Below are 10,275 nucleotides of genomic sequence, written 5' to 3' on the forward strand. Positions count from 1 at the left end.
GTGCCGTGCCCCCCTAACCGTTCTGGACTTCGCGCTCGAGCTCGCGGATGCGGTCGCGCAGATCTGCGGCGGATTCGAAATCCTCGCCTTCGATCCGGCTCTGCATCTCGCGCTTCAGACCGTCGATCTCGCGACGCAGCCTGACCAGCCCGCCGGCCCGCTTCGGCACTTTGCCCACGTGGACCGTATTGCCGTGCACCCGCTTTAGCAAGGGATCGAGCCGTTCCGCGAACTGCTTGTAGCAGCGGGCGCAGCCGAACCGGCCCAGCTTGCTGAACTGGCCGTAGGTCATCCCGCAGCCCTCGCAGCGCTGCTGCTGCTGAACCTGGGCTTTGGCGCCCGTCAGTCCGGCGGGATCGAAGTCCATGAGGCCGGAGAGCAGGTTGTGGATGGAAAAGCCGGACGATGTCCCCGGGATCAGCTCGCCCTTCTCCCTGGCGCATGCCTCGCATATGTGCAGCTCCGTCTTTTCTCCGTTGACGTACTTCGAAAAATGAAGCGTAGCCGGCCGCTGGCCGCACTCCTGACATAACAACTCGATCTCCTCCCTACGGCTATAAAGGTTGGCGAACGTCGGTCGTCCCGATCCTAACGCGCGAGCAGCGCCAGCAGCATGACGCGCATCAGGTTGGACCTCAGCTCGTCCTGCAGCGGCTGCTTGAGCGGAAGCGCCTCCTCCGATAACGCGGTACGCATCAGGTGCGCCTCCCGGGCGGTGACGATCCCGGCCTCTTCAAGCTGGTAGATCAAACCGTTGGCCTTGTTCTCGTCGATCCGGCTGCCCGCGCTCTGGCGCAGCAGACGCTGCACGGCTTCAAGGGACGGGAGATCCACGCGCTGAATGCGGATGTAACCCCCCGCCTCCCCGTTTACTCTCTACACTGTACCCTTTTTCGAGCGTAAACCGCGTGCTGATGACGTAGTTGATCTGAGAAGGCACGCATGAGAACTTCTCCGCGAGATCTCCACGCTGGATCTCGATCGAGCCTGCGCTGCTCTGCAAGATCTGCTTCAGATAGTGCTCGATCAGATCGGATATGTTGCGCATGACAAGAGCCTAACCCCCTTTCCGGAGAACGGCTTTGACTTTTGACTTTGACTTTCTTTGACTATAACCATATTATACGCGCTTTATAATAAAATGCAACCCCGTTTGCCCCGGCGACCGGAGCCGAGGCGATCCGTCTCTCTCCTCTCAGTATGCACCGTTTCGGGCCGGTTTAAAAATCGCCGGCTTTCGCTTTCCCTTCTCCGGTGATTTGGTTATTATTTACATGATCATATTGTACGGAAAGCGGTGATCTGCATGGCATGGCTCAATACCGTCCTTCTCGTCGTCGTCATCATTATCCTGTTGCGCATTAACGCAAAGCTGCCGGGCAAGGATCTCGTCCAGGAAGCGGTCGACCGATACGAAGCCGCCAAAAAAACGAAATCGTAAAGAAAGGCGCAGCGCCAAGATGCCTGTCGGCAGATGGCAATGCGCCCTTGTCGATCGCTTAGAAAAAGTCCGTCAAAAACGTCTCGTATGCCGGCACGCGGCGTTCGAGCAAGGCGACAAGATCCGGCTTGCCGTCAAGCCTTCCCGCCTCGGCCAACATCCCGGGTCGGCGTCCGCCCAACAACAGCGCGGCGAGCGACTGTATGTCCATCGTGACTGTAGCGGCGGGATCGGCTTCCGCACGGGATAAAGCCGCCTTGCCGTCCGTCCCGATCGACAGCAGGAACGCGCCGTCGTTCCAAGGGGCATGCGCGTCCTGCAGGCGCAGCGACAGCGTCTCTTCCGGGCCGGACGCGAACCGGTATTGGGATAGGAACGCTTCGGCATCGACGATTCGCGTCATAAAGTACGGGTGCGTCTCCTGCTTGAAGCGAGGATCGGCGACCAGAAACGGAAGCGGATCGTCCATAGGCACGGTCATTTTGAGCCTTTCGATCATCGAATCGTGGTTCCCGACAAATTCCCACAGCCCGCTGCGCGCCTTTTCCGTAACGGATACCCATTCAAGCACCGTCATGACCCGGTTTTCCACCTGATAATGCACATAGCCTTCGGGTTCGCCCGCTTCGTTGCGATATAGGGCAAGCAGACCCGGCATCGTCCAGCGCTTGCGCGTCCACCACTCCTCGTCTCTATCCAGCATCCCGGTATAGCGCGATGCGGCCTTGGCATACAGCTCGGCGACCGCAGCCGTATTCGGCGCGATCCGCTCGACGCTGCCCGGCGTATGCCTTTTCGACGGGAAATGGCGCGGCTCAAGCTCGTATTTTTTCAGCTCGCTGGTCATCTCCCAGCCGAATTTGCGGTAAAAGGCGAAGGAGAAGGGGTGCAGCATGCTGACCGTCTGCCCCTGCTCGCGCATTTTTTTCAGCGAAACGCTCAGAAGACGCGACACGCAGCCATGACGGCGCGCCTCCGGCCAAGTCGCCACGCTCGCGATGCCGCCCATTTTCACGCTGACGCCGTTCACCCAGACGCGGAACGGGAGCAGCATCAGCGCGGACAGCAGCTTGCCTTGTTCGTCGAAGGCGCCTAGATGCTCCTCGGGCCTGAAATATTGAAGCTCCGTCTCCCTGCGCTCCTGCGGCAGCTTGAATTGAAACGCGAATTCGGATAATGCGATCCGCTCGTCGAAATCGTCGAGCGTCAGATGACGAATGTCCATGTGAATAGCCCGCCTCCCTTATGCTACCTACCACTATAGCTTAAGAGCGATCCGCTTGCACGGCCTGGGCATGAGTGAGTACGGGCTTCGCGCCCGCGCTCCTGAGATAGAGATAGGCGCAGCCGATGGAGAGCAGCACGACGACGGACAATCCCCAGTAGATGTTGCTGTACGCTTCATGCAGCGGCAGGCTCTTCTGCCAGTCGATCGCGCTCGCGGACAGCGCCACGCCGAACGCGCCGCTCACGAACTGGAGGAGCTGGAACAGCCCCATGCCCGAGCCGATCTGCGATACGGGCAGCAAGCCGAGACATCTCGTTGGAGATGCTGCTGGTCATGAAGGTGAAGCCGAGGCTCAACAGCATGTAGATCAATAGGATCGATACGTACGACGTCCCCGACAATAAGGCGAACAAGACGACGGAGAGCAGGATCAGCTTCGGCATGTAACGGACAATCGCCGCGTTGCCGCTGCGATCGATGATGCCGCCGACCTTGCGGGACATCAGAAGCGCGAGCAGCGAGCCCGGGAAGATCACGAGGCCGGACTCGATCGCGCTGAGCCCGTGGAGGTGCACAAGAATCTGCGGAAGCAGGAACAGCGTCGCGAAGCTGGACAGGTATGCAGCGACGCCTACGGCGCTAAGCAGCAGGTACTTGCGGTTCGCGAACAAAGCGGGCAGCACGAACGGGTAACGGGCTGTGCGAATGCGCACGGCGAATAGAATGAGCGCCAGCGCGCCGCCGGCGAGCATGTACCATTGGTGATTCGTCAAAAATAACAAGACGCCCGTCGTACTGACGGCGGCCAGCAGCGCGCCGGGGAGGTCCAGCGATCCGGCGCCCTTGCTCTCGCGGGGCAGCAAGATCGCCAGCACGGGGACAAGGATCAACGTCAAGGCGCTGACGGCGAATAAGAAATGCCAGCCGAGGTACTGCACGACGGCTCCGCCAACGACCGGGCCCAGCCCAAGGCCAAGCGACGCCGCGGACATAATAATCGCCATGGCTGCGCCTCTGCGTTCCACCGGAACGTATCGGCTGATAAGCACGAGCGAAAGCGAGGGAATGGCGCCTGCGCCGGTGGCCTGCACGATCCGTACGATCAGCAGCATCAGGAAGCTGTTCGCGAACAGACCGACGATCGCGGCTATGCCGAAGAGCAGCAAACTAATCACGACCAGCCGCCTGATCGGCACGTAGTCCGACAGCCTGCTGTACGTAATCGAGGCGATCGCGAATACGATGGAATAACCGGTTACGATCCACGATGCGCTCGACGGCGTAAGCGCGAAGTCATGCGTGACGTCCGGCAGCGCCAGATTAAACATCATCGTATTCATGATAACGAGCACCATGGCCAGCCCAAGAATGAGCGTCGCGACCTTTTCCGATTTAAAGGAGGGAAGCTCCTTACGCGCGGCCGCGTCTCCAGCCGCATTTATTGCGTTCATTCGGTTCATCTCCATTCATTTATTTCATTGTTTTAAAGTTCTATGATAATCGAACAATAGAAATATAACATCGTCTATGATAAAATGCAATTACGAATCTCATCCAAAGGAGGGCTCCGCTCATGAAGCCGCTCTTCCATCCAGATACGGCGGATATCCAGCTCTCTTCCGTATTATATGCGCTTAGCGACCCTGTTCGGCTTATGATGGTTCACAAGCTGAGACAGAACGGCGAACGCTCTTGCGGCGATATCGAACTGCCGATCGCCAAGTCCACCGTCTCGCACCACAGTCGCACGCTTCGCGAAGCAGGCGTCATACGTACGCGAACGCACGGTACGCAGCGATTATTGTCCATACGCGAGGAAGATCTGGAGACGCGTTTTCCGGGACTGTTAAATGCGATCCTCTCTTCCTATGAAGAAACCGACGAGCTATGAGCTGTCGGTTTTTTTTTGCGCTCTTTTGCGTTGATGACAAGACTTGTCACCATTAAGGGATAAGCTGGTCTTGAGACGCCAGGACGGCGGCTTAATCGTAGCCAAGGAGCTGATCGCATTGAGCATTCGTTTTGTACCCTTCATCCAGTTGGACGGACGCGCCAGAGAGGCCATCCAATTTTACGAAAATGCGCTTGGCGCAGAAGTGACGTTCAGTCAGACCTTCGGCGCCGGTCCCGGCGCATCGGACGCCATGCCGGAAACAATGAAAAATCGCATCGCCCACAGCGAATTAAAAATCGGAGATGCCCAGCTCATGGTCGCCGATTGCGAGCCGGGTAAAAACCCGCTGGAAGGCGACCTGCTCACGATCTGCATTACGACGCCGGATGCCGACCAGGCAACGCGCATGTACAATGCGCTTCGGGAAGATGGCACAGTGATCACGCCGCTCGGCGCCTTTCACTTTAGCCCCGCCTACGGCGTCGTGAAAGACAAGTTCGGCGTCACGTTTCAATGCTTTACGTCGAGACGACGCGAATAGCTTGCGAATGTTGGCTGAAGAAGAGGGGCCCATATTCTCGGGACTTCTGGGTTTCTTGGCTTATGGGCTTCTGAGTTTCCCGGCTTGTTGCGGGCTTCTAGGCTTCCTGGCTTCGTCTATTCCGCATTTCCGTTCGCGACCATGCAACCATGTGCGGACCCAGCATACGTTATTTCCATTCATTCCGCCCATTTAGGCGAGTCTGCGGATCCAGTTGCCGCTATTCGCACGGTCGCGGGCAATTTCAAGCGACTTCGGCGCCAATAACGACTTTCCGGTCCGCAACTTACGCAAAACGATGGATATCCGCAAAATAACGGTCACTGAGTCCGCTAACCCATCCGAAGCCGCGCGTCCCGCCCATACTGTTCGCAAAACGCAAAAGAAAACCACCCTCCGAAGAAGGTGGTTTTCTTTTGCTGTCCATTGGCCTGGCGACGTCCGACTCTCCCAGGACCCTGCGGTCCAAGTACCATTGGCGCTGGAGGGCTTAACGGTCGTGTTCGAGATGGGTACGCGTGGGACCCCTCCGCCATAATCACCAGACCTGTTGTGCAGCGAAGCGCGCAAACGGTGTAGCCTGTTCAGGCGTAACCTCCTGTTTGGCATAAGCCAAACAGCTTGGCAGCTTCACAGAGCTTGCGCCCTGAAAACCGGATGCGAAACGAATTTGCGCTTAGAAATGCTCTTACCTGTGCGGCTTGCCGTTTGTTCCTCGGAAGGAACGGTAGGATAAGCCCTCGACCGATTAGTACTCGTCAGCTACACATGTTACCATGCTTACACCCCGAGCCTATCAACCTGGTGTTCTTCCAGGGGGTCTTACATACTGGGAAATCTCATCTTGAGGCGGGCTTCGCGCTTAGATGCTTTCAGCGCTTATCCCTCCCGCACTTGGCTACCCAGCGATGCTCCTGGCGGAACAACTGGTACACCAGCGGTGCGTCCATCCCGGTCCTCTCGTACTAAGGACAGCCCCTCTCAAATTTCCTACGCCCGCGACAGATAGGGACCGAACTGTCTCACGACGTTCTGAACCCAGCTCGCGTACCGCTTTAATGGGCGAACAGCCCAACCCTTGGGACCTACTTCAGCCCCAGGATGCGATGAGCCGACATCGAGGTGCCAAACCTCCCCGTCGATGTGGACTCTTGGGGGGAGATAAGCCTGTTATCCCCAGGGTAGCTTTTATCCGTTGAGCGATGGCCCTTCCATTCGGTACCACCGGATCACTAAGCCCGACTTTCGTCCCTGCTCGACTTGTAGGTCTCGCAGTCAAGCTCCCTTATGCCTTTGCACTCTTCGAATGATTTCCAACCATTCTGAGGGAACCTTGGGGCGCCTCCGTTACGCTTTAGGAGGCGACCGCCCCAGTCAAACTGTCCGCCTGACACGGTCCCTTCACCGGATTCACGGTGACAGGTTAGAACCTAGATACGATCAGGGTGGTATCCCAACGGCGCCTCCATTGAAGCTTGCGCTCCAACTTCTCAGGCTCCCACCTATCCTGTACAGACCGTACCCAAGTTCAATATCAAGCTACAGTAAAGCTCCATGGGGTCTTTCCGTCACGTCGCGGGTAACCTGCATCTTCACAGGTACTAAAATTTCACCGGATCTCTCGTTGAGACAGCGCCCAAGTCGTTACGCCATTCGTGCGGGTCAGAATTTACCTGACAAGGAATTTCGCTACCTTAGGACCGTTATAGTTACGGCCGCCGTTTACTGGGGCTTCGGTTCACAGCTTCGGGTTGCCCCTAACCGCTCCCCTTAACCTTCCAGCACCGGGCAGGCGTCAGCCCGTATACTTCGCCTTACGGCTTCGCACAGACCTGTGTTTTTGCTAAACAGTCGCTTGGGCCTATTCACTGCGGCCCCCTCGGGCTATTCACCCTACCGAGGCACCCCTTCTCCCGAAGTTACGGGGTCATTTTGCCGAGTTCCTTAACGAGAGTTCTTCCGCGCGCCTTAGAATTCTCTTCTCGCCTACCTGTGTCGGTTTGCGGTACGGGCACCTTCTCCTGGCTAGAGGCTTTTCTCGGCAGCGTGAGCACGGAACCTTCGGTACTGTAATTTTCCCTCCCCATCACAGCTCAAGGTTAAAGCATGCGGATTTGCCTACATGCACCCCTCACTGCTTGGACGAGCTATTCCATCAGCTCGCGTTCTTGCCCTCCTGCGTCCCCCCATCGCTCGTAACGGATTACGGTGGTACAGGAATTTCAACCTGTTGTCCTTCGACTACGCCTTTCGGCCTCGCCTTAGGTCCCGACTTACCCTGAGCGGACGAACCTTCCTCAGGAACCCTTAGGCTTTCGGCGGACAGGATTCTCACCTGTCTTTTCGTTACTCATACCGGCATTCTCACTTGAATGCAGTCCACCGGTCCTCTCGGTCCGACTTCTACCCGCATTCAACGCTCCCCTACCCAAGCGTTTCTAAAAGAAACGCGAGCCATAGCTTCGGTGGTGTGTTTAGCCCCGTTACATTTTCGGCGCAGAGTCACTCGACCAGTGAGCTATTACGCACTCTTTAAATGGTGGCTGCTTCTAAGCCAACATCCTGGTTGTCTTCGCAACTCCACATCCTTTCCCACTTAACACACACTTGGGGACCTTAGCTGATGATCTGGGCTCTTTCCCTCTTGACGACGGATCTTAGCACTCGCCGTCTGACTCCCGAGCATACATCCATGGCATTCGGAGTTTGACTGGACTTGGTAACCCTTGGCGGGCCCCGCACCCAATCAGTGCTCTACCTCCATGATGCTAAATCTCGAGGCTAGCCCTAAAGCTATTTCGGGGGAGAACCAGCTATCTCCGAGTTCGATTGGAATTTCTCCCCTACCCCCACGTCATCCCAGAGCTTTTCAACGCTCACGAGTTCGGGCCTCCAGTAAGTGTTACCTCACCTTCACCCTGCACAGGGGTAGATCACCCGGTTTCGGGTCTACGACTACGTACTCAAGCGCCCTATTCAGACTCGCTTTCGCTGCGGCTCCGTCTCTCCGACTTAACCTCGCACGTAAACGTAACTCGCCGGTTCATTCTACAAAAGGCACGCCATCACCCCTAGATCGGGCTCTGACTTCTTGTAAGCGCACGGTTTCAGGTTCTTTTTCACTCCGCTCCCGCGGTGCTTTTCACCTTTCCCTCACGGTACTGCTTCACTATCGGTCGCCAGGGAGTATTTAGCCTTGGCAGATGGTCCTGCCGGATTCCCACGGGGTTTCTCGTGTCCCGCGGTACTCGGGATCCGTCTCGGAGGGAGCAGACTTTCGGCTACGGGGCTTTTACCCTCTATGCCGGACCTTTCCAGATCTCTTCGCCTAACCTGCTCCTTTGTAACTCCATGTGAGACGTCCCACAACCCCTGAGAGCAAGCTCTCAGGTTTGGGCTAATCCGCTTTCGCTCGCCGCTACTGACGGAATCACTCTTGTTTTCTTCTCCTCCAGGTACTTAGATGTTTCAGTTCCCTGGGTGTGCCTTCTCATGAGCTATGTATTCACTCATGGATGACTGGGCATGACCCCAGCCGGGTTTCCCCATTCGGACATCCCCGGATCAAAGCCTGCTTACGGCTCCCCGAGGCAATTTCGCTGTTCGCCGCGTCCTTCTTAGGCTCCTGGCGCCTAGGCATCCTCCGTGCGCCCTTAATAGCTTAACCTAACGCTCCGAGTTGTCGATGTCACTGCGTTCTCCGATCAACCCGCCAACCTGCTTGCGCAGTCCGGCCGATCCTCGAAAGGCTGTTCCATTCGACATCTCTTCGCTCTCAGCAAAGTCTACACAAGGCATTGTAGAGAATTTCTAATTTGCGCATTTTCGTTTCGCTATCCGGTTTTCAAGGTGCAAGCAAGTGATCGTAAGATCAGCTTGCTGAAGGATTTCTCCTTCAAAACTGAACTCGAGCGTTAAAGCCACGGACTTTCGTATTGCCCCGAAGGGCTCCTTAGAAAGGAGGTGATCCAGCCGCACCTTCCGATACGGCTACCTTGTTACGACTTCACCCCAATCATCTACCCCACCTTCGACGGCTGGCTCCCTTGCGGGTTACCCCACCGGCTTCGGGTGTTGTAAACTCTCGTGGTGTGACGGGCGGTGTGTACAAGACCCGGGAACGTATTCACCGCGGCATGCTGATCCGCGATTACTAGCAATTCCGACTTCATGCAGGCGAGTTGCAGCCTGCAATCCGAACTGAGACCGGCTTTGGTAGGATTGGCTCCGTCTCGCGACTTCGCTGCCCGTTGTACCGGCCATTGTAGTACGTGTGTAGCCCAGGTCATAAGGGGCATGATGATTTGACGTCATCCCCGCCTTCCTCCGGTTTGTCACCGGCAGTCGATCTAGAGTGCCCACCCGTAGTGCTGGCAACTAAATCCAAGGGTTGCGCTCGTTGCGGGACTTAACCCAACATCTCACGACACGAGCTGACGACAACCATGCACCACCTGTCTCCTCTGTCCCGAAGGAAAGGCCTATCCTAGACCGGTCAGAGGGATGTCAAGACCTGGTAAGGTTCTTCGCGTTGCTTCGAATTAAACCACATACTCCACTGCTTGTGCGGGTCCCCGTCAATTCCTTTCAGTTTCAGTCTTGCGACCGTACTCCCCAGGCGGAGTGCTTAATGTGTTAACTTCGGCACCGAGGGGTGGACCCCCCCAACACCTAGCACTCATCGTTTACGGCGTGGACTACCAGGGTATCGAATCCTGTTCGCTCCCCACGCTTTCGCGCCTCAGCGTCAGTTACAGTCCAGAGAGCCGCCTTCGCCACTGGTGTTCCTCCACATCTCTACGACATTTCACCGCTACACGTGGAATTCCGCTCTCCTCTTCTGCACCCAAGTCTCCCAGTTTCCAGTGCATCACGGGGTTGAGCCCCGCACTTAGACACCAGACTTAAAAGACCGCCTCGCGCGCGCTTTACGCCCAACAATTCCGGACAACGCTTGCCCCCTACGTATTACCGCGGCTGCCTGGCACGTAAGTTAGCCGGGGCTTTCTTCTCAGGTACCGTCATCGAACCAGCAGTTAACGGGCCCTTATTCTCCCCTGGCAAGAGAAGTCTTACGACCCGAAAGCCTTCCTCACCACGCGGCGTTGCTCCATCAGGCTTGCGCCCATTGCGTAAGAATCCCGACGGCTGCCTCCCGTAGGAGTCTGGGC

The 10,275-nt window shown here is 56.9% G+C and carries 7 protein-coding genes, 3 rRNA genes and 1 pseudogene; 3 read left to right on the forward strand and 8 right to left on the reverse strand.

Features of this window, described 5'->3' with window-relative positions:
- Nucleotides 1-13 precede the first annotated feature (13 nt).
- Complete coding sequence (locus OMP40_RS17660; protein ID WP_277533401.1) at nt 14-535, reverse strand: UvrB/UvrC motif-containing protein; 522 nt, start codon at nt 533-535, stop codon at nt 14-16.
- 53 nt (nt 536-588) lie between these two features.
- Nucleotides 589-1,048 (reverse strand): annotated as a pseudogene (locus OMP40_RS17665) (CtsR family transcriptional regulator).
- A 258-nt stretch (nt 1,049-1,306) separates the two neighbouring features.
- Here OMP40_RS17665 and OMP40_RS17670 point away from each other — a divergent pair.
- A complete protein-coding gene (locus tag OMP40_RS17670; protein WP_277533402.1) occupies nt 1,307-1,441 on the forward strand; it encodes a hypothetical protein in 135 nt (44 codons plus the stop codon).
- A gap of 58 nt (nt 1,442-1,499) precedes the next feature.
- Here the strand turns inward: OMP40_RS17670 and OMP40_RS17675 are convergent, their stop codons facing one another.
- The 3 genes from OMP40_RS17675 to OMP40_RS17685 are packed head-to-tail and all read right to left on the reverse strand — an operon-like array spanning nt 1,500 to nt 4,120.
- Entirely contained in the window at nt 1,500-2,666 is a 1,167-nt protein-coding gene (locus OMP40_RS17675) for a GNAT family N-acetyltransferase (protein WP_277533403.1), read from the reverse strand.
- Nucleotides 2,667-2,706: 40 nt separating this feature from the next.
- Nucleotides 2,707-2,895, reverse strand: coding sequence for a hypothetical protein (locus OMP40_RS17680; protein ID WP_277533404.1), 189 nt, complete (start codon nt 2,893-2,895; stop codon nt 2,707-2,709).
- Entirely contained in the window at nt 2,843-4,120 is a 1,278-nt protein-coding gene (locus tag OMP40_RS17685) for an MFS transporter (protein ID WP_277533405.1), read from the reverse strand. Before OMP40_RS17685 ends, OMP40_RS17680 begins: the two co-directional genes overlap by 53 nt.
- Before the next feature lie 122 nt (nt 4,121-4,242).
- On the opposite strand from OMP40_RS17685, the gene OMP40_RS17690 reads away from it, so the two are divergent.
- Both OMP40_RS17690 and OMP40_RS17695 read left to right on the forward strand, forming a co-directional pair.
- A complete protein-coding gene (locus tag OMP40_RS17690) occupies nt 4,243-4,560 on the forward strand; it encodes an ArsR/SmtB family transcription factor (RefSeq protein WP_277533406.1) in 318 nt (105 codons plus the stop codon).
- Nucleotides 4,561-4,630: 70 nt separating this feature from the next.
- A complete protein-coding gene (locus OMP40_RS17695; protein ID WP_277533409.1) occupies nt 4,631-5,104 on the forward strand; it encodes a VOC family protein in 474 nt (157 codons plus the stop codon).
- A gap of 429 nt (nt 5,105-5,533) precedes the next feature.
- Here OMP40_RS17695 and rrf read toward each other — a convergent pair.
- The 3 genes from rrf to OMP40_RS17710 all read right to left on the reverse strand — a co-directional run.
- Nucleotides 5,534-5,650, reverse strand: a 5S ribosomal RNA gene (gene rrf / locus OMP40_RS17700).
- Nucleotides 5,651-5,832: 182 nt separating this feature from the next.
- Nucleotides 5,833-8,771 (reverse strand): 23S ribosomal RNA (locus OMP40_RS17705).
- Between the two features lie 289 nt (nt 8,772-9,060).
- Nucleotides 9,061-10,275 (reverse strand): 16S ribosomal RNA (locus tag OMP40_RS17710); the annotation flags it as partial.

The sequence above is a fragment of the Cohnella rhizosphaerae genome (genome assembly GCF_029525575.1).
GTDB lineage: Bacteria > Bacillota > Bacilli > Paenibacillales > Paenibacillaceae > Cohnella > Cohnella rhizosphaerae.